Origin of the sequence: Deinococcus gobiensis I-0 (assembly GCF_000252445.1) — a bacterium.
GTDB lineage: Bacteria > Deinococcota > Deinococci > Deinococcales > Deinococcaceae > Deinococcus > Deinococcus gobiensis.
In genome coordinates this window covers 121066-145660 of sequence record NC_017771.1, presented here as the reverse complement: position 1 = coordinate 145660, position 24595 = coordinate 121066, and the positions used below count along the sequence as shown (strand labels likewise).

At 63.6% G+C, this 24595-nt stretch carries 21 protein-coding genes and 1 pseudogene; 5 read left to right on the top strand and 17 right to left on the bottom strand.

All coding sequences use genetic code 11. The annotated features are described in order from the left end of the window. The first annotated feature begins 508 nt into the window (after positions 1-508). On the top strand, positions 509-2479 hold the full coding sequence (locus DGO_RS19800; RefSeq protein ID WP_338032452.1) for a copper-translocating P-type ATPase: 1971 nt from the start codon (positions 509-511) through the stop codon (positions 2477-2479). A 482-nt stretch (positions 2480-2961) separates the two neighbouring features. On the opposite strand, the gene DGO_RS19795 is transcribed toward DGO_RS19800, so the two are convergent. From DGO_RS19795 to DGO_RS24530, 3 genes are all read right to left on the bottom strand, one after another. Next, positions 2962-3615: a DUF305 domain-containing protein gene (locus DGO_RS19795; RefSeq protein ID WP_014682874.1), complete on the bottom strand. Its 654-nt coding sequence runs from the start codon at positions 3613-3615 to the stop codon at positions 2962-2964. Next, complete coding sequence (locus tag DGO_RS19790) at positions 3612-4028, bottom strand: four-helix bundle copper-binding protein (RefSeq protein WP_014682873.1); 417 nt, start codon at positions 4026-4028, stop codon at positions 3612-3614. The genes DGO_RS19795 and DGO_RS19790 overlap by 4 nt, the downstream gene beginning before the upstream one ends. Positions 4029-4198: 170 nt before the next feature. Continuing rightward, the gene (locus tag DGO_RS24530) at positions 4199-4555 is read right to left on the bottom strand and encodes a M23 family metallopeptidase (RefSeq protein WP_275450428.1); all 357 of its coding nucleotides are present in this window, start codon (positions 4553-4555) and stop codon (positions 4199-4201) included. Positions 4556-4773: 218 nt separating this feature from the next. On the opposite strand from DGO_RS24530, the gene DGO_RS24065 reads away from it, so the two are divergent. After that, positions 4774-5724 (top strand): IS630 family transposase, encoded by a 951-nt coding sequence (locus DGO_RS24065; RefSeq protein WP_420810590.1) that lies wholly within the window; start codon positions 4774-4776, stop codon positions 5722-5724. Positions 5725-5744: 20 nt separating this feature from the next. Here DGO_RS24065 and DGO_RS22515 read toward each other — a convergent pair. The 8 genes and pseudogenes from DGO_RS22515 to DGO_RS19740 form a co-directional block, all read right to left on the bottom strand. Further along, positions 5745-6385 (bottom strand): annotated as a pseudogene (locus DGO_RS22515) (transposase); the annotation flags it as partial. Between the two features lie 85 nt (positions 6386-6470). After that, the gene (locus DGO_RS19775) at positions 6471-8267 is read right to left on the bottom strand and encodes a VWA domain-containing protein (RefSeq protein ID WP_014682869.1); all 1797 of its coding nucleotides are present in this window, start codon (positions 8265-8267) and stop codon (positions 6471-6473) included. 39 nt (positions 8268-8306) lie between these two features. Next, on the bottom strand, positions 8307-8729 hold the full coding sequence (locus DGO_RS19770) for a hypothetical protein (RefSeq protein WP_014682868.1): 423 nt from the start codon (positions 8727-8729) through the stop codon (positions 8307-8309). A 46-nt stretch (positions 8730-8775) separates the two neighbouring features. Beyond that, positions 8776-10341 (bottom strand): AAA family ATPase, encoded by a 1566-nt coding sequence (locus DGO_RS19765; RefSeq protein ID WP_014682867.1) that lies wholly within the window; start codon positions 10339-10341, stop codon positions 8776-8778. Positions 10342-10401: 60 nt separating this feature from the next. Continuing rightward, positions 10402-11262, bottom strand: coding sequence for a hypothetical protein (locus DGO_RS19760; RefSeq protein WP_145975561.1), 861 nt, complete (start codon positions 11260-11262; stop codon positions 10402-10404). A 259-nt stretch (positions 11263-11521) separates the two neighbouring features. Then, complete coding sequence (locus DGO_RS22510) at positions 11522-13390, bottom strand: PcfJ domain-containing protein (protein ID WP_014682865.1); 1869 nt, start codon at positions 13388-13390, stop codon at positions 11522-11524. 157 nt (positions 13391-13547) lie between these two features. Continuing rightward, positions 13548-14258, bottom strand: coding sequence for a hypothetical protein (locus tag DGO_RS19745; RefSeq protein ID WP_014682864.1), 711 nt, complete (start codon positions 14256-14258; stop codon positions 13548-13550). 42 nt (positions 14259-14300) lie between these two features. Then, on the bottom strand, positions 14301-15167 hold the full coding sequence (locus tag DGO_RS19740; RefSeq protein WP_014682863.1) for a ParB/RepB/Spo0J family partition protein: 867 nt from the start codon (positions 15165-15167) through the stop codon (positions 14301-14303). A 271-nt stretch (positions 15168-15438) separates the two neighbouring features. On the opposite strand from DGO_RS19740, the gene DGO_RS22505 reads away from it, so the two are divergent. Both DGO_RS22505 and DGO_RS22500 read left to right on the top strand, forming a co-directional pair. Continuing rightward, positions 15439-16425 (top strand): AAA family ATPase, encoded by a 987-nt coding sequence (locus tag DGO_RS22505; protein WP_226991566.1) that lies wholly within the window; start codon positions 15439-15441, stop codon positions 16423-16425. Further along, positions 16422-17327 (top strand): ParB/RepB/Spo0J family partition protein, encoded by a 906-nt coding sequence (locus tag DGO_RS22500; RefSeq protein WP_014682861.1) that lies wholly within the window; start codon positions 16422-16424, stop codon positions 17325-17327. The genes DGO_RS22505 and DGO_RS22500 overlap by 4 nt, the downstream gene beginning before the upstream one ends. Before the next feature lie 13 nt (positions 17328-17340). On the opposite strand, the gene DGO_RS19735 is transcribed toward DGO_RS22500, so the two are convergent. From DGO_RS19735 to DGO_RS19710, 5 genes are all read right to left on the bottom strand, one after another. Beyond that, positions 17341-17781: a hypothetical protein gene (locus tag DGO_RS19735; RefSeq protein WP_014682860.1), complete on the bottom strand. Its 441-nt coding sequence runs from the start codon at positions 17779-17781 to the stop codon at positions 17341-17343. A 101-nt stretch (positions 17782-17882) separates the two neighbouring features. Then, positions 17883-18167, bottom strand: a complete 285-nt coding sequence (locus tag DGO_RS23610; protein WP_043805017.1) for an HU family DNA-binding protein — start codon at positions 18165-18167, stop codon at positions 17883-17885. Then, complete coding sequence (locus DGO_RS19725; protein ID WP_014682858.1) at positions 18164-18742, bottom strand: hypothetical protein; 579 nt, start codon at positions 18740-18742, stop codon at positions 18164-18166. Before DGO_RS19725 ends, DGO_RS23610 begins: the two co-directional genes overlap by 4 nt. A gap of 48 nt (positions 18743-18790) precedes the next feature. Continuing rightward, the gene (locus DGO_RS22495) at positions 18791-19708 is read right to left on the bottom strand and encodes a hypothetical protein (RefSeq protein ID WP_014682857.1); all 918 of its coding nucleotides are present in this window, start codon (positions 19706-19708) and stop codon (positions 18791-18793) included. 138 nt (positions 19709-19846) lie between these two features. Next, positions 19847-21571: an ABC transporter substrate-binding protein gene (locus tag DGO_RS19710; protein WP_014682856.1), complete on the bottom strand. Its 1725-nt coding sequence runs from the start codon at positions 21569-21571 to the stop codon at positions 19847-19849. 268 nt (positions 21572-21839) lie between these two features. Here DGO_RS19710 and DGO_RS22485 point away from each other — a divergent pair, with 268 nt between their 5' ends. Beyond that, complete coding sequence (locus tag DGO_RS22485; protein ID WP_014682854.1) at positions 21840-22289, top strand: hypothetical protein; 450 nt, start codon at positions 21840-21842, stop codon at positions 22287-22289. A gap of 46 nt (positions 22290-22335) precedes the next feature. Here the strand turns inward: DGO_RS22485 and DGO_RS19705 are convergent, their stop codons facing one another. Beyond that, complete coding sequence (locus tag DGO_RS19705; protein ID WP_145975558.1) at positions 22336-24588, bottom strand: 3'-5' exonuclease; 2253 nt, start codon at positions 24586-24588, stop codon at positions 22336-22338. Between the last annotated feature and the right edge of the window lie 7 nt (positions 24589-24595).

Sequence of the window (24595 nt, the reverse complement as noted above, 5' to 3'; positions counted from 1 at the left end):
CCCCTTCTCTGCGTTTCATCTCCCTAGCGGTGCAGGGAACGGAAGGCGTGATCATCTCAGGCTTTACAGAAGCTGAACACCTCCTGACTACTGTGGCCCTCGGGAGGCCCTCATGACGCACGCGCATCACCCCTCTGAGGCAACTACAGCGCTGGAGGTCACGCTCCGCAACTGCCACGGCGGGACTGACTTACAGGACGTAGAAACATTCCTCCACCAGCTACCGGGAGTGTTGCAGACCCACCTTGACCGCACCCGGAGCGTCGCACACGTGCAAATTGATCCGGCCATCATAGACGCGAGAAGCCTACGAGATCAGATGGACACGGCCGGATATACCTGCACGTGCCACCCCACCGAAATGTCCCTTCCAGCCCAGGGACATACCGGACACGAACATCAACATGGGAGCCCGACCACCCTACAGGCGGGCAGTCACATACACGCGCAGGGCTCCCACACTGGTTCAGCCGGCGGACAGGGTGAACATGCGGGACATGGAGAAGCGATGGTGGCCGATATGCTGCGCCGCTTCGTTGGGTCGTTGCTGCTCACCATTCCAGCAGTGTTGTACTCCCCTATAGGGGAAGCCATCGGTTTCACCGCGATGCCCCCGTTCGGCCTTGGCATGAATGTCTTTGGGTTATTGTTGACCACACCCGTCGTCTGGTGGGGCGGGTGGCCGTTCATTTCCGCCGCCTGGCGTGCCCTGAGGCGAGGCGAGGCGAACATGATGACCTTGATTGCCCTGGGCATCCTGGTGTCGTACGCGTACTCTGTATGGGCCACGCTGGCCCTGGGCTCGCAGGACGTGTTTTTCGAGGCGGCTGCGATGCTGACCACCTTCTCCCTGTTGGGGCACTGGCTGGAGATGCGCTCCCGGTTCGCTACGGGCCGGGCGGTAGAAGCCCTGCTGCGACTAGCACCCGCCACCGCCCGGGTGATCCGGAACGGCGCCGAAGTCGAGATTCCCGTCGAGAACATCGTGACGGGTGATACCCTCGCCATGCGGCCGGGCGACCGCGTGCCCGTAGACGGGGAAGTGGTGAGCGGCACGTCCTTCGTAGACGAGAGCATGTTGACTGGGGAGCCGGTGCCCGTAGAAAAAACACCCGGAGCGAGAGTTACCACAGGCACCGTCAACCAGAACGGGGCGTTCCAGTTCCGGGCCACGGCGGTTGGGGCGGACACTGCCCTGGCCCGGATCGTACAACTCGTGCAAGATGCGCAGGCCAGCAAAGCGCCCGCGCAACGCCTGGCGGACACAGCGGGGAAGTACCTGGTCTTTGTGGCATTGGGCAGTGGCCTGCTGGCGTTTCTCGTGTGGACCCTACTGGGAGAGAACCTCGTCTTCGCCCTGACGGCCGCTGTCTCCGCCATCGTGATTGCCTGTCCCGATGCGCTCGCCCTGGCCACACCGACCGCCATTACCGTCGGGGTCGGACGGGGCGCACAGGAGGGGGTCCTGTTCAAGAACGCCTCGGCTCTGGAGGCGGCGGCGAGCGTGACTACCGTGGTCTTCGACAAGACGGGCACCCTGACTGAGGGTAAGCCCGCCCTGACGGACGTGGTCCCTGCAGCGGGCCTGTCGGAACGTGAGGTGTTGCATTTGGCCGCGTCGGCCGATCAGCCGTCTCAGCATCCGCTGGCAGAAGCGATCGTGCGCGGCGCGCAGGTCCAGGGACTGACGGTGACGCCGCCAGACGCGTTCGAAGCTGTGCCGGGGCGCGGGGTACAGGCAATGGTAGGTGGAAGGCGAGTTCTAATCGGCAACCGGGCGCTGATGCTGCAGGCGGGAGTCAGCGTCGCGGCCGCTGAGGATCAGGCCGTTCAGCTGGCGTCCGACGGGAAGACCGCCATGTTCGTGGCTGCGGACGGACAGTTCCTGGGGCTCGTGGCGGTCGCCGACCGCGTGCGGGAATCGGCCCGTACGGCGGTGGCGGAACTCCAGGCACTGGGAGTGAAGGCCGCCATGCTGACGGGCGACAATGAGCGCACCGCGCAGGCGGTGGCACGGCAGCTGGGGTTGGATACAGTAATCGCGGACGTTCTGCCGGAGCAGAAGGCAGCCCAGATACAAACTCTTCAGGGTCAGGGGCAGCGCGTGGCTATGGTGGGTGACGGGGTCAATGACGCGCCAGCCCTTGCGCAGGCTGACGTAGGGATCGCCATTGGGGCGGGCACCGACGTGGCGGTCGAGACTGCGGACGTAGTCTTGGTGAATAGTAATCCAGCAGCCGTGGCGGCCAGCATCCGTCTGGCGCGGCGTGTGCAGCGCAAGATCCGACAGAACCTGTTCTGGGCTGCGATTTACAACGTCCTCGCTATTCCGTTCGCGGCTGGGGCGCTCTATCCGACATATGGGATACTGCTCCGCCCAGAGTGGGCGGCGCTGCTGATGAGCGTCAGCACCTTGATCGTCACAGGAAATGCCCTGCTCCTGAATCGCGGACGTCTGGGATACAGCAACACAGGTTGAAACCAGAGCCCGTCGTAGTGTTCGTATCCTGGTGATTGTAAGGGATGTCAGCGGTCTTGGTGGCGGGTGCCATCGCCGCAGACCTCTTCCTGGTCAAGACGATCGAATGGGTCGGAATGTCGTGCTGAAGGTCTTGAGCCGCCTCAGCCAATGAAGAGAGGCAAAGCACTGGAAGCGACATATTTCAGCCTGATCCAACATCAGCGCAGGCGATTTGAGTCTCGCGCTCCCTTGATCTTTGTAACCTGATGATCTGACTTTGGATTCCTCGTCTCTAAAGTGAGCTATTCGACCCCATACGTGATCAAGGTCAGGCTCCTTGCAGATCCTGACCCACCAACCGCAGTCTGCCGGTCAGACGCATAGCCTGGAACGCCTCAAGTGACTAAAGTGCAGACCAGTCCGGCAGTTCCGTACGGCTGCGTCCTTGCCATGCCGCGAGAGGGGACAACCGTCGAGGCCGGTTGTCCTCTGGGTGCGCTTTAGTGGGACTTCAGCCAACCTTGGAAGGCCTGCATTTCCCCAGCCTGCGCAGTCATGATCTTCCTGGCCAGATCCATCACAAAAGCGTCCTGCGTTCGTTGCAAAGCCAGGTTCGCCTTGTCGTTAGCGGCTGCATGGTGCGGAATCATGCCTTCGAGGAAGGTGCGTTCCGGCATGTTCGACGTGCGGATCATGGCCGGCATGTCCATCATGCGGTTCATCTGCATCATGCGCTCCATCATCTGCTGGTTCGGCCCGCCGTACGCGCGCAGGCGGTCTTGCATCTCGGCGATCTCCCGCGTCTGATCCGTGATGATCTGGGTGGCCCAGACGCGAACCTGTGCATCTTTGGCGCGTTCCAGGACAGCGCGGCTGCTGTCCACGGCACTCTGGTGGTGCGGAATCATCATCGACATGAAGGCCCGCTCGAATGAGCGCCCACTCAGCCGGGCAAGTTCATTCATCATGGGCATCATCATGTTGCGCATGTCCAGTTGCATTTGCAGGCCCATCTGCGACAGGCCGGGCACGGCTGCAGACGGCGTCATCGGCATGGTCATGTGGATCATGCCGGGCATCGCCATTCCCTGCATCCCTCCAGCCTGGGCCGCACTCAGGGTCAGCAGCGCGGTGGTCAACAGTAGGCGCTTCATGCGCTCATGCTCCCCAAAAGGGCCTGACAAGCTTGCTCGCAGCGGCGGCAGCTTTCAGCGCATACGGCGCAGTGCTCCATATTCATCTGCTGGGCATGCTGCTCACACTCTTCGGCACAGGTCCGACAGGCGCGCAAACAGACCTCGAGCTGCGTGCGCAGAATTTGCGCGTCGCCCTGGCCAAGTGCCGCTAGAACCTGAGCCGTGGCGTGACATACAGCCGCGCACTGCGTATTGAGTGTGATGCAGTGCGTGAGGTGATGCAGGTGCTCCCCTTCGTTCAGGCATGCGTCGGCACACAAGGCGCAGACCGCGGTGCATTCCAGGCAGGCCTGCAGGCAGGTGCCCAGGAGGGTGGCGTCGAAGGAACTGGCCTTCGGGTGGGTGCGGAGCATACGGGTAAGGGTTTCCATCGGAGACCTCCAGGACGTGAAATGACGCGTGACCACGGTGGTCACGTCGGCCCTCCCAAGGGAGAAGCGCCCTCACCCTGGACTCCACGTGTTCAGCTTCTGTAAAGCTGGTCAGCATCTCAAGAAAGACTGAAGAGGAGAAGGCCATGCGCCTTCCTTTCCCGGACGCCTTAATACAACCCCATCGGGTTGACAACCTTGCCCTCCACCATCACACGGAAATCCAGATGCGGCCCCGTGCTGTTGCCTGTGCTGCCCACCCGGCCAATCACCTGACCCGTTTCCACGACTTGACCCACCTGTACGAGGTTGGCGCTGTTGTGGCTGTAGCGTGTTTCCATTCCGTCTCCGTGGTCCAGCAAGATCGTCCAGCCCCATCCGGTCCGCGCGTCGTACCGCGATTCCGTCACGCGCCCTGCGCGGGCTGCCAGGATCACCGTACCTGTCGGGGCCGCCAAGTCCAACCCCAGGTGCACGGGAGAGTACGGACTGGTCAGTCGGCCCTGCACGGGCAGCACGGCCGTCACGCGAATCCCAGCAGGACGTATGGTGGCTCCACCGGCGGTGGTCGCCGGACGGCCCGTCCCCGACTGTGGAGGCAGCTGCAGCACCTGACCCACTTTCAGAGCTACTGATCTCTGCGTAACTATGTAACATATAGGTGTGACCGTGCCTCCCTGGCGGCCCAGCCGCCTCACCCGTAGTCAATTGGAAGAACGACGCCTCGCCGCTCAACCTGTGTTGAATGACCCCAGTCGCGCGACCCAGGACCTGGCGCACCAGTTCGGCGTCGCTGAAGTCACCATCCGGGTCTGGCGGGCCCGCCTCAAACGGAATGGTGAGGAAGCGCTCCGCGCTTCCCCAGGCCACCGGCCGACCCGAAAAACTCACGGCCGCGCAGCAGGACGAGATCAGTCTGATCCTTGATGGTGATCCCCGAGCACATGGCTTCGAAACCAGCGGGTGGACCACAGCAAACATTCGGCACGTCATCGGCGTGACCTACGGCGTCTGGCTTGATCGCGCGCACCTCTCCCGAAAACTGAAACGCTGGGGGTTCTCGTATCAGCGGCCCGCACTGGCGGGCCGTGGAGCGGAACGAAGACGACATCGCCAGCTGGGTCCGGCGTCCACCGTGACGCGCTGGGAAAAAAAAGTCGCTGAAGGCGCCACGCTCGTGTTTGTGGACGAGAGCGGCTTCAGCCTGAAGACGACAAAGGTCCGCACCTGGGGTCGCTGCGGTCACACCCCCATCATCCCCACCAAGCTCCGCTGGGAACACCTCTCCGTGATCGGTGCCATCACCACAGGTGGACAGTTTCTGCACCACACGCACCGCGGTGCAGTGCGCTCACCGCAGGTCATGGACTTTCTCCAGCATGTCTTGCGTCACGTGGCCGGCGAAGTCGTCGTGGTCCTGGACCGGGCCATGATCCACCGGTCAAAGGCCGTCCAGGCGTTCGTGCAGGAGCACGAACGCCTGTCGTTGGTCTACCTGCCACCCTATGCGCCCGAACTGAACCCGATTGAATTGATTTGGGCGGATCTCAAGCGGAACGTGGTGGGGAACTTCTGTGCGACGTCAGTAGAGGTGTTGAAAAAGCGATTGACGGTCGGGTGGCAGCGTATCCGTCGCAAAGGGCTCCCCCTCGCCTTCATCCGAGGGACGCCCTTCTCCGCATCGTTACTGATCTAAGCAGAGATCAGTAGCAGCCTCTGAGCCTCGACCAAACTAGAGAACACCGTTTCAATGCGTTTTCGCAATCGAGGGTGGCGGCCAGGCCGCCACCCCGTGTCGTACCGGGTATTCCTCTTCGGTGGGAACACGTAGCCCAAGCAGCAGTACCCCTTATCACCGATGATGCGTGGCCCGCCGAAGTCGGGCCACCGCCGGTTGAGCTCGTAGCTTACGGTCGTATCGTGCAAATTGGCTGGTCGGATCAGATACTGCACGATGGCACCCGAAGCGGTCACCCACGCGTGCAACTTGTATCCGTAGACGTCTCCCTGCGTGCCGTAACCCCAACGAGCACCGGGAAACGCACAACGCTTCCCCCGTTTGGGTCGGCAGACGGGCAGAGGCATGGAATCGACGATCACTTCCATGCAGGATTGTGATGGGGTGGCGACCGCTTCAAGTCGTTCAAGCAATCGCTGTCCCCGGGATACGCCTGCGTGTAGGAGGGAAGATCGTGTCGATCTTCCCTCAGGATGTTCCACCAGATGGACGGGAACGGATGTTTGAAGATCAGTCGGCTGAGCAACAGGGCGACCAACAGGGCATCACTCAGTTTCTGGTGCGAACACCGCTTGACGTCACTGAAATGCCGTTTGGCCCAGCGGTGAAGCTGGCGGATGACGGCTCGTCGGCCTAAACTGTGATGGAGACGGTATGGTTAGATACCGTCTCCATTTTTTGCCCTCTGGGAGCCATTGAACAGGTCATGGCGCGAGCCCTAAACGAGGTTCCAACTTTTGCCGGAGTCGGGTGAGGCTCTGGAACAGCGTGCGAGCAATGTTCTCCGTGTCATGGACGGGCACCGCGGTTCCGAACAGTGCCTCCCAGATCGCCTGTCCCTGAATGCCCTCCCCGATCAGGAGGGGAACGATGGTGCGGTGCTCCCGCTGCTGCTCACCGAGCAGCAGCCCACACACGAGGCGGTCATAGGTGGTGAGTTCGCCGTCGCAGATGATCGCGATGACCTCCCGCTCTTCCGGCCGACGCTCGCCTGCCAGGACGAGTCGGAGGGCACTGGAGAGGAGCGTCCCCCCCCTGGCCTCCAGGCCGGCGATGGCGTCCACGCTCTCGGCCCAGGGCATGTCCAGGGGCACCGTCTCATAAGCGTTGTAGTCGAAGCTGACCACCTGCAGGCGGCTGCCGGCAAGATTGGCGGCTCGGGCCAGCATCAGGGCCGCTTCCTGTGCGGCGTTCAGGCGTCCGCCCGCCATGCTGCTACTCATGTCGACGACCAGGCGGAGCAGGAAGGGGGCAGGTCGATCCTCGCCGACCTTGCGACCAAAGTATTTCTCCGCGCCCTGCGTGTAGCGGTCGTAGCGAAACCGGCCCTTACTGCGGTGAGGCGTGGCATGTGCCGGGCGGATGGGCGGCGCGAGGATACGGGTGAGGTGCCGGGCATGGACCTCGATGCGGTCGAGCATCTCCTGAGCGCTTTCGCGCCGGCTCAGATCACGGGGCGGACCGGCGTGATCCGACGCTCCCTGGCTGGGATCTTCGCCGGGGGCTGGTGGGGGCGGCGCTGGGAGCGGCGCCTCTCCCCTCCCCTGCTGAGGCTGCCCCTGTTCTTCACCATCTGAGGTGGGGGTCGTCCCCCCCGAGGGTCCCGACGTGTCTTCAGGCTCCTCGGGAGTATCCTTCTCCACTCCAGGGGACTTCCCTGTCCCAGCACCAGCCTCGTCCCTGGCCTGGTGTTCCTCCTGCTCAGGGGTCTCCTCTCCCCCATCGGTACTCGCTGCTTCCGTTACTTCGTCCACGTCTGGTTCTCCGGTCCCTTGCGCCTGCTTCTGCTCCTCGGGCTGTGCCTCGCTCATGCCCCCACCATCTGCATTCAGTTCTGGTCGGGACTTCGGGGGTTCACCCGCGGGCGGTGCAGGGCGCAGGGCCAGGATCCGAGCTGCCAGAAGCTCAACGCCATCGCGGGTGGTTTCCCAGGCTTCCTCGACGAGCGGCCGCGCCTGTTCCCAGGCTTCCTGATCCTGTGCCTGAACCTCGAAGGGGATATCCGGCCGGTCATGACCCCAACGCCAACGCAGGCAGGCGTTCATGAAGTCGGTCGCCTCAGGCTCGCCCTTCAAGAGCATGGCGTCCCCAAGGAAGTCGAAGTCGCTGCAGAGCTCCGGGAAGCGCCGCATGACGAGGCGCTCCATGCGCTCGTCCTCCAGGGCATTCCAGAGCCAGCCCAGCTCCCCGGCGGGCTTGCTCGCGCTGAAGACGACGTGGCCGGCCTCGTGGGCCATGATGGCCCTCAGCAGCTGCGTACGCTGGCCATGCGGCGTCTGAGGGTCGAAGCGCACGCCCATCGCTGGAACCGGGATCAGGTCGGGGTTCAGGAGGACGCGGCGCTGCTCGGGGATAACGCCGGCGATCAGGCGGCCGCGCTGGAGTTCGAGGCGGAAGTCGCGGCGTCGACTGACGAGGCGGAAGAGCTGCTCGACGTAGCGCCGCCAGGACAGTTGCTGGTGCCAGGCGAGGGTAGGCTGCAGTGTGGGGAGGGTGATCATGCCACACGAAGATCCCCAGCCGGGGCTGGGGGAGGGGCCCTATCGCTGACGCTGGCTGGACGAAACCTGTGGCCGAGGGGGCCTTCCCAGCGGTCCATCGATCCACGGCGAACTGGCGAGGCCGAGGCCCACCAGAAACACCACGAAGAGGGCAGAAGAAGGAGCGGAAGCCCAGAGCGAGAAGCCGGCGAGACTGAGCAGCGAGAGTATCACCCCCATCGCGCTGATCTGGGCCTTCGACCACCGCCTCCGCCTGAGGATCAGGAGTAGTCCGCTGGTGAGCAGGAGCATGGCGCCGATCTCGAAGATACTGTGGACGATCTGCCAGAGCGGAATGGGTTGATCGGCAAAGAAGAGGTTGGGCCAGGTCACCCCGTGGAGGCGGTAGGGCTCGGGCAGCAGGGTAAGGGCCCAAAAGACTGTTCCGAAGAGGAGCGAAAGCGTAGGCAGGAGCATTGCCATTGGATACGCTCCTCCCTTCCGAAGGGTTGCAGCGGCGTCGCGCCCCTCAGGCTGCTTGGAGATCATCCAGGACCTGTTCTCTGAGCGCTCCGAGCAGGGCCTCCTTGACGGCTTCCTCGAGGGTGCCCGTCTGAGGATCGCGTGGGCAGCAATAGGGCAGGGCCACCGTTTCGAAGGCCTCCATGAACGCCACCGCGAGCTCCTCTCCATCCTCGACGAGGGTCCGGACCTCTTTAATGAGGGCGATGGTCTTGCGGGCGTCCAGGGCGCGGAGGGGGAGGGCCCCTGGGGTACTCAGCGCCTGTCGGGTGACCAGTTCCGTTTCGAAGGCCACATCGGCAATCCGTTCGTCACCCGCGACCTGGAGGTAGAGGGCGCGGGCGGTCCGCTCGTCGGCCTCCCGGTACTCCAGGGTCAGGTCGATGCGGCTGAGGAGCGCGCCGTCCAGCCGATCTGCGGTCTGCAGGTGATCCTGTCCGAGGTTGGTGGTCATCACCCAGGTGAGGTTCTGAACGGGGCAGGCCAGGTGCTCGCCGTTGGGGAGTGGCAGGAGGTAATGGCGCTCTCCCCCACTGAGCATCTCCTGCGGGATGCCGACCGCGAGGGCTTCAGCAGTGCTGATGGCGTCGAGCGCCCCGATGAGGACGTTGAGGGTTTCAGGCAGGTACCGAAGCACCTCGTCGATCAATAGTAGGGTCGGTTTTTTCGCAGCCAGAAGGAAGGCCCGACTGATAGGACCATCGACCCACGCGGGTCCTGCCGCTGTCGGGTAAACCGCCCCGATGAAGTCACGGTCCTCGACCCCAGGCGAACCCTTGGCGATGACGAGGTGCAGGCCTTGCTCGACGGCGACCTGCTTGCTCGTCTCGGTCTTGAAGGTGCCAGGCGGGCCCACGAGGAGCGCCACGCCGCCACGCCGGGTCAGACGGGTGAGCCGGTCGCGGTGGGTCGTTTGGGACCGGGCGCGGAGTGGCGGATGGATCAGGGTCGCGAGATTGATCTGTGGCAGCGTCCGAGTATCGAATTCGGTCTCCAGAGCAGGATCGCAGTCCTGGATGTCGAGGCTAAAGGAAGCGCTGCGCTCTCTCATCTCGGCATCCAGGGTGTCGGTCAGGGTCATCAGGGCGAGTTTGATGTTCTTCACGCCGGTGGACTGCCGCAGGGTCTGCGCGGGCATGGGGTACGACAGCCCCTGACGCTTGAGGATCTGGATGAACGTCTTCAGGGCGCGCGCTGTTTCCGGCAGGCGGTCTGGGAACAGCAGGGCTTCGGCGAGCGCGCCCAGGGGGGTCGCGCGAAAATTTACCTTGACCGCCATGACGTAGGTTGTGATGACACAGCCAGGACCGGGGCCACGCACGGCCACCTGGATATCCGAGGTGCGCGCGTGAAGACGCAGGTTGCCCTGCCGGCTGGCGAACAGCTGGGTGTCACCGCTCAGCAGGAGAAAGACGGCCTCGCCCAGACCGTGGCTGTAATAGCTGATGTCTCCATGACGTCGTGTCGCCCGGGCTTGGGAAGGAATTTCCTCGTTCGCATCGAAGTGCGCGAAGGAGTTTGGCGTACTGTTCGCGCGGGCGGCGAGCTGGAGATGCTCTTCGATTCGGTTCATGCTGCTCTCCTCTGCCCGCAAGGGCGAGGGTGCCCGGATCAGGCCCCCTCTGGAGTGGATTCAGAACGGAAGGTCGTCGTCTTCGAACATCTCGAAGGGCTGCGGGGACGGCTGTTGCCCTGGTGGGGTGGGGCTGTGTGATCGGCTTGTCCGGTAAAGCCGCTCGCGGAGGTTTTCGCAGACGGCGTGGAGCGTCCCGCTCGGGAGGGTCAAGGTGGGAGACAAGACGCGGAGCTGTCGTATCAGCTGGGCTGTGTCAATCAGGTCTTCGACAGTATGGGTCACGCCACTGGCGTTCACAGCGCGGTACAGCCATTTGGGAAGGTGGCTTTTGAGCAGGGGGGCCCACCTGGGGCTGCCGAACTGTGCAGCCGCAAAAGTCAATGGGAATGAACAGGAAGGGGACGTCACCGTGGCCTGTACGCGGGGTAAGGGCCTGAAGCGGGGGGCAACCGTGACCTGTGCGCCGAGACTGGCTGTAAGGCGCTGGGCGGCCAGGCGCTCTCCCAGTGCCTCGACCAGCCAACGGAAATTCAGCTGGAGGGGAAGCTTCATGGCCGAGTGAGCGGGGACACACCGGAGCACGGCCGCTTTCAGGTCGGGGGAGGTCATTCCGCTCCGGTGGAGGGCGCAGGCGAAGGCCAGGCGGTCACTGTCCGTGAGGAGGCGCGTGGCGTCCGTCAGGGGACCGACCAGCTGACGCAGGTAGGGCTTGACACCGTGCTGGAGTAGGCGGGGGTCGGCCTCGTACGTGGCGTCGAAGTCTTCGAGCAGGATGGGGACCGCCAGTAGCTGGGGAAAGCGGATGGCGCGCAGGAGGATGCACAGATCGGCCTGGCGGGTGGCGTAGGCCTTCAGATGCCGGAGCTGCGCGGGATTGAGATGCCGCCGGGCCAGTTCCCAGACCAGGGTGCGCAGCACCTGATACGCTCTCGGGCTGAGCTGCTGAGAACTCGGCAGCCCGTCTGTGGAGAGGGTGCAGACGTACCCCCAGGGAAGAAGGAAGAGCCGGTCACCTTTGAGGCGCAGGTGCAGCCGCCTCGGGAAGGTCTGGGGGCATCTCTGAAGGGCCTGTCTCACAGGATCGGACTTCCCTGCGGTGGGGGACCGCAGGGGAGGGTATGTGGGAGAGGGCGGCGCGCTTGAAGCGCATCCCTCTCCCCTCCTCTTGCCCGGGGGCTCAGAATGGCAGATCCTCCTCCAGCACCGGGGGAGTGGAATGGCTGGGAGGAAGAACCGCGAGGCCGCCTTCCGGAAGCCGACGCAGGTCGGTGGTCTTCACGCGTAGGCCAGTCAGCTTCAGGTACAGCGCAGCCGTGCTGAGATCGTCGGCCGTCTCGGGAGATTGGTTGTGGTCCAACTTGTACTGGACGACCTGCCCCTTCCTGATTTCCACACACAGCCGGGGCAGGTTCAGGGCGTCCCGGGCCACCACAAGAATGGCCTCGCCACACAGGGCGGCCCGCGCATAGCTTGACACGCAGTTGTGCAACTGCTCACTCGTCTCAATGAGGTCATGCGTCCAGGCCACCCGGCGGAATTGCAAGAGGCCGAACGTCGGACACAGCAGGCTCTGATCCAGAACCGCGTGGCGTTCATCGGTCGCCGAGGGAATCTCGCGATTCTCCTGCTGAAGGCGGCGATGGATCCGGGCGAGCGTGTCGTGAATCTCCCTCAAGCTCCCCCGGGGAGGCAGGAAATCCGGTTGGGTGACGCGAATCTCCTCCAGCAGATGGCGGGTATCCCGGAGATGCATGATCACCCGGTTCAGATCACGACCACCGATGCGGAAATGGCGTCCAGGGCGTGCCTGCACCTTGAGCGGGAGCGGTTGGGCTAGGCCACGCCCCCAGCCCCAGCCCCGATTCGGGGCGGTACCGATAGACACAGGGGGATGAACCCGATGGGGGAACAGGGGGGGCTTGAATGCCGGGGCCACATTGACGCGGTCACGTTCCGAGAGGCCGTGCAAGAGTTTCTCCGCGGCGACGCGCTCACCGACCTGGAGGACGAGCCACTTGAAATTCAGTCCATAAGAGACGACTCCGGCGGAATCGGCGGGGATGTACCTGAGCATGGCGGCCTTCAGATCAGGGGAGGTCAGGCCGCTGCGGTGGAGGGCGCGGGCGAACTCCAGTCGGTCCGGACCAGTGATGAGCTGAGTGGCGCGCGGCAGATCGCCGATGAGAGAGCGCAGGTAACCTTTGACGCCGCCCTGGTAGCGCAGGAGGCGGCGGCGTTCCTGAGCAGTCGTGAACTGGGCGTGCTGGAGGAGGACGGGCACGGTGAGGAAGGCGGGGAAGCGGATGGCGCAGAGCAGCGTGCTCAGGTCACGGTGCCGGGCGGTGTAGGCCTTCAGGTGCCGGAGTTGGGCGGGACTGAGGAGGGTATGGGCAAGTTCCCAGGCCAGGTCGCGTGCGCCCTGTTCGGCCTCGGGGCTGAGTTGCACTTCGCTGGGGAGGCGGCCTGCGCTGATATTCCGGATGCGCCCCGGGGTGAGCAGCAGCAGGCGCTTGCCTTTGAGTTGGAGACGCAGGCGCTCCTGAACGGTCGTGAAGCGGCAGTACCGTGCCGGTGCGTATGCGCCGGTGCGGGGCAGTCGGCTCGTGGCGCTGAAGTGGGTGGTCAGTTCGTAGAACTCCCGGACCCCTGGGGTGAAGGGATGATCGCGCAGGCCGGTGGCACGCAGGACATGTGGGGAGAAGTGCACCTTGAGGGCGCGGGCGTGGTGTTCCGCGGGGATGCGTGGTGCGACGTGCTCGGCGAAGAAGGCCTGCATCTCAGCGCAGAGATCGGCAATGAGGCCGGTGGGATGGGTCAACTCCTGAAAGGCCTCTTGTGGACGTGGAGGTAGCAGGATGCATTCCTGGAATCCTCCGGCGTACCGGATCCAGAGACACTGCACGGCCCGGTCGTTGCCCTGGTCCTCATGGCCGGTCTGGCCGTACGTCAGGAACCAGAGGACGCGGCGGGGACCGTCGTGGCGTTGCGCGGAGCGCTCGGCACGGCTCTGACGGGGACGCCTTGCGGTCTGGGGAAGTTCACTCATGGGGTCGGGCGTCCCGGTGGCGCGGAGCGCCGCAGGGGAGGGACCACCCCTCCAGAGAACAGGCCCGTCTCCGTGGGTCAAGCCGCGAGGGTAAAGAGAGTGTCCCCCCAAAAAAACAGCCCACCGCGGCAGGAGCCGGGTGGGGCAGGGTGGAGGATCAACTGTCGGCGTCGATGACGGGGAGACTGGACTGATTCGCCTTGGCGCGGCTGGTCTGGTCGACGCTGCCGTCCTGCTTGCGGATGACGGCCAGGTTGCTGATCGGCACTTGCATGAAGTACCCACTGGTGAGTTCCAGCTCGTCCGTCCCGGGTGTCAGGGCGCGCACCTGGTAGCTGGCCCGTTTCAGGCGGCGGATGCTGGTGCCGGCCACCGTGGGAGGTGGAGAGTACCAATGGTAGGCGGCGCAGGGTTCTGTGGGGAGGTGGCCTTTGCCACAGGGGCACCTCCAGGTACCAGTGGCGGCGGCGACCTTGGGCGCATTCCGCACGGCTGCTTTGGCATGGATGAAGATCATGGTGGAGTGGGCGGTGAGTTTGGAGAATTCGGCAGTGCGGGGAATTTTTCGGCTGATGCCGATGGCCCTGGCCTCCTCGACGAAATCGGCGACGTGGGGGTAGTGTTCGGCGCCGATGATGTCCACGAGGTGGTACACGTCGCCGCGCTTGATGAGGTTCATGCCCTGGGGGCTGAACCCCATGCGGCTCAGGTCGACAGCCATGGGGTAGTCGATCAGGAACTGCTCGATGGAGGCACCGCCAGCGCTGAAACCGCACTCGGCGTAGATGTGACTGGCCTGGCGGCCGGGGCCACATTCACGGGGGCCACCCTGAGCGGGGGTCAGTGCGAGGTCGAGGAGGGTGGTCATGGGGAGCTCCTTTGACAGGGGAGGATGGGCCTCCCCAGGGATTCAATTGCGCAGGCCGAGATTGACGCGGGTCGGGGTGATGGGTGCAGGCGGGAGAGGCGGTCGGGCAATGGGGGCCTGAACCGGTGGGACGGGCACTGGGCGGAGGCGGTCGAGCACCTGCTCGAGCGGCACATTTCTGGCCTGGCACAGCCGCTGGAGTTCGCTGACGAGTTCGGTCACCGGATCGTGGGTGACCTGCAGCAGAGGGACGGGGGAGAGATCGAAGAGTGCGTCGATACTGTCTTCCCGGTCGTCGGCCCGTCGGGTCTGGCTGAGCTTGAGGTCGGCCGCTGTGAACTTCTTGCCGGCGTCCAGCTGGCGGATGGCCGCCTGAATTGCGTCCCCCTGATATTCGGTCGGAAGGTTGGCCATTTTTTCGGCCACGCCTTCGGCGATGCTGAGACCGACGTGGACGAGGATGTCCTCAGGCAGGTCCAGAAGCTTGAGCCGTTTCTTGATGGTCTGGACGCCGATATGAACATGTTTGGCGAGTTCGGCCACGGTGCCGAACTGACCTTCGTCCAGGGCGATCTTCCAGCTGCGGGCCTCGTCGAGCGGGTTGCTGCTGCGGGCGGCATTGAGGATGGCGCTGGCGGCGGCGATCTGCCCGCGCGTGCCGTCCGTGATGATGGCGGGGATGGTGTCCAGGTGGTAGCGCAGGGCGCTGTTGACGCGGCGGTCGCCGTCCACGATCTCATAGGGCTGCTCCGGCTGGCCGCTGGGTTTGAGCAGGACGCTCTGAAGGACGCCCATCTGCTGAATGCTGGGAATGACCTCGGTGATGTCTGGGGGGATGATCAGTGCCGTGCGGACATGGCGGATTTCAGTGTCGAGCGGCGCGCTGAACAGATGGCCTTTCAGGGTCATGACGACCTCCTTGATGCCCAAAAAAATCCCCGCGTCAGCGGGGGAGGGAGCTGGGCCAAGACTTGGCCCAGGCCTGCCGATGCTTGGGCCAAGTCTTGGCCCAAGCGGTGCAACTCGAGCTTTTGTTGGACCACGGAAGAAATTCTCGGAAATCTGCTCTGAGATATAGACCTTCTTCGCCAAGCACATCACAGCGCGCATTCCCGCAGAACATCGCACCTGCGCCCTCAAAACGCTTGAATTGTTGTACAACTTTTGGTTAAAGTGATATGTGCCCGAGATCGACGTTCTGAAGTCTGCAGAGTTCCGAGCACAGTTGCCTCGGGTTCTGCGTGACGCACAGGCAGGACAGCCCGCACTCATTGAGCAATACAACCGCCCTATCGCCGCAGTGATTTCCACATCCGATTTCTGGCTCCTTCAGCATGTCAAGGCGAGAGCCACTCAGGAGAATCCTATGCAAGTACCCATACGTCTGGCCGTAAGCAATATCAGTGGGGGAGAGGGCAAGACGACGCTCGCCCGCGAACTTGCGTTTGCTCTCTCAGGCCGCGGGTACAAAGTGGCACTCTTCGATCTGGATCCACAGGCGAGCCTGACGAAAGGGCTTGGTCTTCATACCTCGGCTGATGCACCTGCGATGCGTCCCGAGTCGACAGTGACCGCAGTCTTCCGCACGGACCAGCCGGGAGCTCTACCAGCCCCTATTCATATTCGTGGGGTCGATGTATGGCCCGCTAACGACACCCTGGGAGAAGCTGAAGGCATCTTGATGGGGGACTTCACGCGTGTAGAGAATCTACGCCTTGCCGTTGACGACTTACTAGAGAAGAATCCATACGATGTTGTGATCTTTGACTGCAAGCCGCAAAGAACCAATTTTCTCGCTGCCAGCATCGCGGCAGCTGATCACATCATTTTACCTGTCAGTGGTATGAAAGGGGTAGAAAACACAGATCAAATCGCAAAGCTATTGCGTACAGTCAGACCCTATTCTCCGAAGATCGCATTGCGCCTGATCGTACCCAATAGGATGAAGGCCCAGACACGGCACCACAAAAATCTTTTGGCTTTTCTAGATGAAAACTACCGCCAGTTCGCTCCGATCAGTCGGCCGGTCAGGGACTCGACCGCAGTGGTCGGATCGGCTGCTGAATCTCGAGAGAGCGTTGTGCAGCATGCACCCAACTCTGAAGTCGCGAGCGATTTCCAGGCTGTCGCGGACGATCTTCTGTCTGTCCTTGGGGTCAGCGCATGACCAAGAAGCGCTCCAGTGGGTTTCCCTCGGCTGCTGGCCTCACGCTGGGTCTGGATGCACTGGCCGATGTCATGGGGACGGCGCAGGCACAGCGGCTCCCGTTACAACAAATTGCAATTCAACCTGGCCACAATCCACGCGGACAATATGATCAACAGGCATTCCAGCCTGAACGACTCGCAGGTTTGACAGAAAGCGTCAGTAAGGAAGGTATTCTTCAGCCCATCTGGGTTCGTTCACTAGGGGCTCAGCGTTATGGCCTGATTGCTGGTGAGCGCCGTTACAGAGCGGCTCAACTGGCCGGATTGACAGAGATCCCTGTACTAGTCTTTGAGGCCGACGAGGAGAGGGCAAGTCTGCTGGCGCTCATTGAGAATGGTCAGCGGGAAGAACTACATCTTCTCGATGAAACTTTTGCGGGTTTCAAGGCTCTAGAGGCACGGACAGGTCTAGCTGGCAATGATTTGATCAATTACCTGAATCAAGTTCGCAAAGGAAGAGCGGAGGATGTTCACCAGGTCGAGCAGTTTCTGAAAGAGGTGTTTGGCACTGGCCTGAGCGTATGGGTGCAGTTCCGTGCCAAAGTTTTTGCCCTGACGCCTCAAGAACTGGAAGCTGTCTGGAAGGGCGAGATGGAATTCAGTGTTGCCGTGGCCCTCACCCGCTTACCTGAAGGTGAAATCCGCTCTGCTCTTCTGGAACAAGCCCTTCAAGAAAAGCTCACCGCAACAGCAGTGAAGGAGTTAATTGAAGGCGAGCAGACCACTTCCAGATCGACGTTCCAAGAACAGATCAGCAAAATGAAGAAGACACTTCCCAAGCTCTCCCGCCTTGAAGGACAGCGTGCGAAGGAGGCCGAAAAGCTCCTTCGCCAGCTTGAAGCTCTGCTTGAAGGGAGCTGAATAGGCTGTGAGGTCAGTCGGCGGCATTACTCCAGGCTTGGCCGTGCCCGATCAGCTCGTACAGGTAGGCCAGCATACCCAGTTGCCGGGCATCGAGCACCGCAGGATCGGGATGGGCGCACGCGGTTGCGGGCTCCAGGCGGTCGCTTGGGCAGTACACGCCTTGCCGGGGGAAGATCTGCCGTCTCGCTTCCTGAAATCCCCAGGTCCAGTCGATCGGTAGTGGGCACTGGCGCTCGAGCCACACCGTCCAGAGGGGGCGGGCGTGTAGGTGCTGGGGGAGTTCCTGAACCAGGGCGTGCAGGTCTTCCTCGTGGACGAAGACATCGAGCCAGGTCAGGGGAGAGCCTGCTTTCCCGACCACGTGCACGGCGGCCGGTCCGAAGGCAGAGAGAGCGAAGTGGACGGGCAGCCCGCGCAGGTCAGCGGCTACCTGAGAGAGTGCAGTCTTCATAGGATGGGTCTTTACCCCAGAGGGGTGAGGGAAAAACGGCTGGCGTCACGGCTCGCCTTCCTCACTTCCTCCTTGGGCTCTGAGTGATCACCCTTCCAGCTTCAGGGCACGATCCGAGCTGGGGGGGCCAGGAAGTCCCGGAGTTCTGGCGCGGGCTGAAACGTGACCGCCGCACTGGGCAGCCCAGGACGGGGCATATACGGGTGCAGCCTGAAGGTACCGAGGTTGCGCAGGGTGACGTTGTGGCCCGACGTGAGTGCCAGGGCGATGGCCGCGCAGACTACATCGACGATGGCGTGTGCGGTGTCGCGGGAATGGCCGAGTTCCTGCAGGTGCTGGGCCAACTCCACCGCGCCGATCTCCGGTGGATCATGCTCCAGCGTCACAAGGGGACCGTGCGGTACATGGCCTGGCCCACGTACTCCAGCGCAAGACGGTTCCGCGCGGACCGCCCGTTCTCCTCCTGATCGGCGGTCCAGGCATTGATGGCTTCCCAGAAGGCCAGGGCGGGGCTGTAACGTGTCTCACGCTCGCCAAGGCCGGCCGCCTTGAGTTCTATCCAGGCATCCGCCTCCGGCACCTTCCCATCCCGTCGAGACAGGGCGTGCGTCGTGTAATCGCCCTTCACTCTCGACGGGGAGATGATCAGTCCGTCTTCGAGGAACAGGAGATTGTTCTCCAGCCAGCCCCACAGCGGCGGCGCTTCCGGGAGCTCGGAGGCTCGGGTCGGCAGACGCTCCTTCAGGACGGCAGCCAGCCCCTGTTCCAGCACCGGGTGGAGGTTGCCGGAGGGGAAAGAGATGTCCCCATTCGTCGCCTGCGTCCAACGGACGACGGTCGTGATGAGACTGAGCTCTGCTGGCAGCATGAGGAGACCACGGACGCGCTCGTTTGAAGCGGTCGTGGGGAGGAGGAGACCCAGGGTGCGGGTGGCGGTCAGAGAGAATTCCTGTGGGCGCATGTCGCCACCGGCTGCCCGCGGACCGCGGGCGAGGGACCGGCAGAACTGTCAGCGGGGAAAAGACACGACCCGTTCCCCTTTCTTGTCCGGCAGATAGACCGAACTGGGCAGGTCGCGGTAGACACTGGGAACCCGTGCGGTGAGCTGCGCGAGGGCGTCCGGCCAGGAGGTGCCCGCCGCAATGGTCATGCGGGCCAGGAGGGTGAACTGGGCTGAGCTCGTCGAGCGGAGCTGCCGCGTCCAGGGATCGTGCCGAATGGCATCGAAGTGGGCCTGGACGCTCGCCGTCTCGATCAGGATGGTGGCCTGTCCACCCTCGACCATATGTGTGATGACGTATTCCAGGTCTTCGGGGTAGCGTTTGGTTCCCCAGGATTTAGGCAGAGCGGAAGTGGACAGTGCGCTGGGAGCCTGGGGAACGGTCCGAGACGGCGGCGCGGGGTGGGCCACCTGTCCGTAGAGCTCGACCACCCGTTGTTGGTGCTGCACGTGGGCGCGGTGGCCAGCGGCGTCCCGAGCGAAAGCCGGCCGCCGGGCAAGGAGGTGCTGCGCCTGTGCGTAGAGTGGGGAGGTCTGGGGCAGCACGACTGGGTCGGGCGTACCGCTGAGAGACCGGATGAGCAGGACCTGACGGTCTGCTGGAGCCTCGATGACATAGACGGGGGGCAAACCGTTCAGGTAGGCCGTGGCCTGGGCAGGGGTGGCCTGCTGAAATTGCCCCTGCTCCAGCACGTAAGCTGCACTGCTGTGTGCAAGGTGATAGGCGAGCAGCTTCTGGCTTTCCGGGCTTTTGGAGACCAGGAGATGGGTTCCGCCGAGCGTCACGAGAAAGATCGCGTGCGGCACGTCGAGACACAGTCGAGGGAGATCGTGCTCTTGGAGGTCATGTTCCTGGGCGGCGGAGAGCGTGAGGGTCTGGGTCAGGGCGATCAGGGCGGTTGCGGCGGGTGAATGGGGGAGAGACATGGGACACCTCCTGGGGCATCACAACAATTCCCCCGCACAAGCTTGCGCTGTGCGGGGGGAGGGGAAAGTCTCTTCTGCGGGCTCTCGCCGACGCGTCGGTTGTTGAGTCAGGACTGCCAGCTGGCCTATGTCTGAACGCTACTTCCTGACCTGCCGCCAGTACGTGCCGGTCAGGCCGCTGAGCATCGGGTTGTACGACGTGACACTGACCCCCTTCAAGCCCTTGCAGAACACCAGGAAGCTTGGCTCGGCCGGCATGAGGATGTAGGTCGCCAGATCATGCGTCCTTGCCCCGACCTTGCGGTACAAGGCGGCCCGCTGCTGCGGATCGGTGAGGGTCCGGGCCTGCTCCAGCCAGGCGTCCACCTGGGCATCCTTGAAGCCTGTCCTGGGAGCGTAGAAGCCCTTGCTGGAGAAGAGGGCATAGAGGACGTTGTCCGGGTCGGCATAATCCGCACTCCAGGACAGCGTCAGCATGGAGGCCTTGCCGCTCTTGCTGGCGGCCAGGAGTTCGGACCAGGGCTGGGGCTGGATGTTGACGCGGAACTTGGGATTCAAGGCTTCGACGGATGCCTTGAGCAGTTCCATCGTGGCCTGGCCGGTCTTCGAGCCGGACCGGTAGTTCACGTTCAGGACAAATCCCGCAGTCCACACCTGGCCGCCGAAGGCTTTCTTGAACGCTTCGGTGGCCCGGGCACGGCTGTACGCATACCGGGGGACCCTGCGGTCGTAACCCAGGAAGGTCGGGGGAAGTGCCATGGTCCGGTGACGGGCCGCGCCGGATGTGATCTCCCGGATATACCGTTCGCTGTCGAAAGCGAAACTGAAGGCCTGACGGATGTTCAGGTCAGAGAAGAAGTTGGCGGGAATGCCCTTGCCGTCCAACTTGCCACTGCCCAGAAGCACTGGATCCTGAATGTTCTGGTTCATCAGCATCACGGGTGTCCCCAGATCGGGAAGGTGGTCCAGCACCTGCAGGGCGGCCTGTGAGCGCAGTTGCGGCAGCGTGGCGCGCAGCCCGACTTCGGCCACGTCCGCATCACAGCGTTGCAGGCTGGCCAAGCGGGTGGCCTCTTCACTCACCATCTGCACGGCCACGTTCTTGAGGGGGGCGGCCCCACCCCAATACTGGTTGTGACGGGTCGCCAGTACCGTCTGGGCATCCTGCCGCACGAGCTGGTACGCGCCCGTCCCACTGGGCTGACGGCTGAGTGCGCTGTCCGTGAGATCTTCTCCGACCCAGCGCTCCCAGGTGTTGCCGGTACCGTCCCATTCCCCGAGTTTGACGGCGAAGGCGCGGTCGACGATGCCCGTGTTTTGAGAGGCGAGCTTGGCCAGGAGTGCCGGGTCGGGGCTGGGGAGGGTCAGGACGAGTTGCCCGGCTGCATTGCAGGCGACCGCACGACTGATTTTCGGCCAGGTCACGCTGGGGTCGTCTTTGGCGTTGCTCTCGGTGCCCAGGAGTGCCTGTGCGATGAAGAAGTTGCCACTGTCCGCATTGTTGGTGACGAGCAGGCGCCGGAGGCTGTATTCCGCGTCGGCGCAGGTCATGACGTTGCCGCTGTGGAAGCGGACGTTGCGGCGCAGGTCGAAGGTGTACTGGCGACCGTCGGGGCGAATGGTCCAGCCTGTGGCGAGGAGGGGCTGGAGCTTGGTCTGATCGCTGCCCCGGTAGGTCACGAGGGTTTCGTAGAGATTTTCGACGATGCCGAAGCTCGCCACGTCGTAGGCCTGGGCCGGATCCAGAGTGGTGATGTCGGAGGACTGCATCAGGACCAACGTGTCCTTCGGTGCGGTCGCCAGCGCTGGAGCGGTGAGTATCGCCAGGGTCAGGGTGGGCAGAATGGTGTTGCGGGTACGCATGAAGGCTCCTGAGGAAGGGAAAGAAGGGACGGCAAACAGCCGTTACATGGTAGTGGCCTTCTATCGCCCGAATGGGCAGGTTGTTCTGTTTGGTGGCGAGTGCGTCGGCGCACTTCAGGGAATGCTTATCGGACCATTGGACTGGGTGCATGATTCCGCGAGTTGGGCGATCTGTGCGGTTTGATCTAGCAAAAATATGAGCAATGACGTCTGATAAAACGACTTGCTCAGCTTGTGTTTTGGAGTGGAAGCTTCTATAACTGTATTTATGCCTTATGAAAAGCTGAGTACGCAGATGGAAAATCTGACCAACCCCCAACGCAGTGATGCGTTCTATAAGCAGTTTCGCGACGCGGTGAGATCAGGTGAAATTGAAGCGGCGGACCTGCCGGAACGCTTCGACCTCCCGAAGGAGTACCGTCGGCGGGGTGCGGATGAAACGTATACGCGCAAAGTCAAGGATATGGTTGTCAATGTCACGCCTGCGTATCAGACGTGGTTCGCGGGAGTCAATGAAGCCCTGTCTGCCTCCAGACAGCGCGTGGCGGCCCCGAAAGCCAGCCTCGAAGCGGTGGAGTCGGGTGATGTGGATTTCGCGGCCATGGTCGAGGAAACTCGCCGCAAGATGCAGGCCAGTTTTGAGAAAGGACAGAACCTGGGGAATTCACGGAAGACCGCTAAGCCGGCTCCGAAGGCACGGCGAACCACGAAGAAGTGATCTGAACCTATAAATTAGAAGAGGGGCTTAAGAAGCCCCCCTTTCGTCATTCCACCTGAATCCAGACGGGGTGCATGTCCTGGAAGGGGCGGTCGAAGAGGCCGGGTTGGGTGGAAGCATCGAACAGTTGCACGAAGTCTCTAGGATCCAGCCCCTTGCGCAGGCGTGAGGCGTACGTCCCCACCAGGGCGGCGGTGTAATGCCCCACGTCGTAGTCGCGCCCCTCCGGGTTCACGTCGAGCGGCGTCAGGCCGCGCCCGGTGCGGTGGTAGAGGCTGACCCGCTCGCCGGCCCGCCAGCTCCGGGCCAGGGTGTGCAGGGCTTCGTAGGTGGCTTCCCGGCGGCCCCCGCGCGTGGCCGCGTACTGCTCGGGTGACTTGGTCAGGCGTACTCGGCTCGCGACATCCGCGTTGGTGCACGCCCGCGTTTCCAGCGTATGCCGGGCGTCGAGGAAGGCTTGGCGTACTCCGGGCACGTCGCCGGAGAGCAGCGCCCACAAGGCCTGCTGGAGGAAGGCCCGGCCGTAAGCCTCGGTGCGACTGGATTCGAAGGCCGCGCCGCGCAGTTCCAGGTGGCCGTCATGGCGGAGGAGGGCGTAGTTCTTGACCTCGTGGCTCAGCATGGCCTGGGCGCGGCCGTCGAACTCCAGGGTGACGCCGGCGGGGAGCGTGGCGTCCACGTCGGCGATCAGGCGGCGCTCGTCGGCCTCGGCCCAGCCTTCGGGAGTGGAGAAGAAAACGCCATCGGTATCGGCCTCGATCAGGGTCATGCCGCGTGATCGGAGGGCCTCGACGACCTGGGCGAGCACTTCCCGGCCACGACGGGTGACCTGATCGGCGGCCGCACGATCCTGGAAGAGCGCGAGGCGGCCTGCGCCCAGGTATCCATAACCGGAGTTCACGACCAGCTTCATGGCGCTCTGCATCGCCTCGTGTTCGCCAGGGTCGCCTCGTCGTGCGGCGGCTTTGTGTTCCAGCCGCAGGACAGTGAGGTGGTCCATGAGGTGCAGGAACACGCCCAGGGGATCGCGCCTGGAGCCGATGCGCTCTGCTCGGATGAGGCTGGGATACATGCTGGCAATGTCCGCTTTGACGACGCGAGACAGCACCCCTTGAGCGTACAGGTGGACGGCTCCGCCCTGATGGGGTTCGTCCGTATGCTCGGGCGTTCCGGGGAGTGCGGTGCCCGCCTGGAGGTAGGCGCGGACCATCATGGGTTCGAGCATGCCGGTCGCGGTGCCCGCGTAGGGCAGGCGGTGGTAAGGACGTGGGGCCATCTTGGCCAGGGCAAAGGACGGGGCCAGGACGCGCCGGGCGAGCGCTTCGACTTCCTCGACGTCCTGCAGGGCGTACTTGCGGACGGTCGCGGGGTGGGTGCGGTAGGTCTCGGCGATCTGGGCGCCCTCGATGTAGACCCGGTCCTCGGGGGCAATGCCGAACAGCTTGGAGACGACTTTCAGGCTGGCGCTGGGGAGATCGAGTCTCCGGACGGCGTCGATGGTGTCGACGATCTCGCGGCCGGCGCAGGCCCAGTGCGGGGTGGAGCGGCCGTCCTGGACCTTCCAGATGCCCGGGGGACCACCGGGCCGGCCGAAGTTGAGGGCGAGGCCGTGCAGCTGGGCGCGTCCCATCAGGAACGGGAGGTCGAAGGCCATGAGGTTGTGGTTCTCCAGAATATCCGGGTCACGGTCCTGGATGACCTGAAGGAGAGTGTGGATGAGTTCGGGTTCCTGGGCGGCGCGGCGGGCCTCCAGTACACGCTCGAAGCCCCGGTTGTCGCGCACGGCGATCATAAAGATGCGGCCGGTCTCCGGGCTGAGGCTGGTGGTCTCTAGGTCAAACTGGAGGCGGTGGGGGTCGTCGAAGCCCATGCCTTTGAAGTACGTGCGTCCGGAGGCCATGAGGTACTGCTCGGTGGGGCCGACGGTGTAGTACCCGGAGAGGTCGTGGAGGCTGGTGATAGGGCGACCGAGGCGCTGACTGGCGCCGGCGAGGACGGCGCGGCGGAGGGCCTGACCGTCGCGGGCGGTGAGGAGGTATCGCAGGCTCCCCGGTGCCCCGGGCAGCTCGCGGGCGCTGAAGGGGGCGTGCTCGTCGTGGGTGTCCAGACGTGGGCCCAGGTGCTCGACGTCGGCGAGGTCACGGGCGTAGAGCCAGGAGCGAAAGCGGGTGCGCTCGAGGGTGACCTGTCCGTCATCACGGCGCCAGACGAGGGCCCGGCCGGAGAGGTCGGCATGAACGGACACGATGCCTGGGGTGGGGTCGTGTCCGAACAGGAGTGGATCAAGGGGAGTAGACATGACGGCC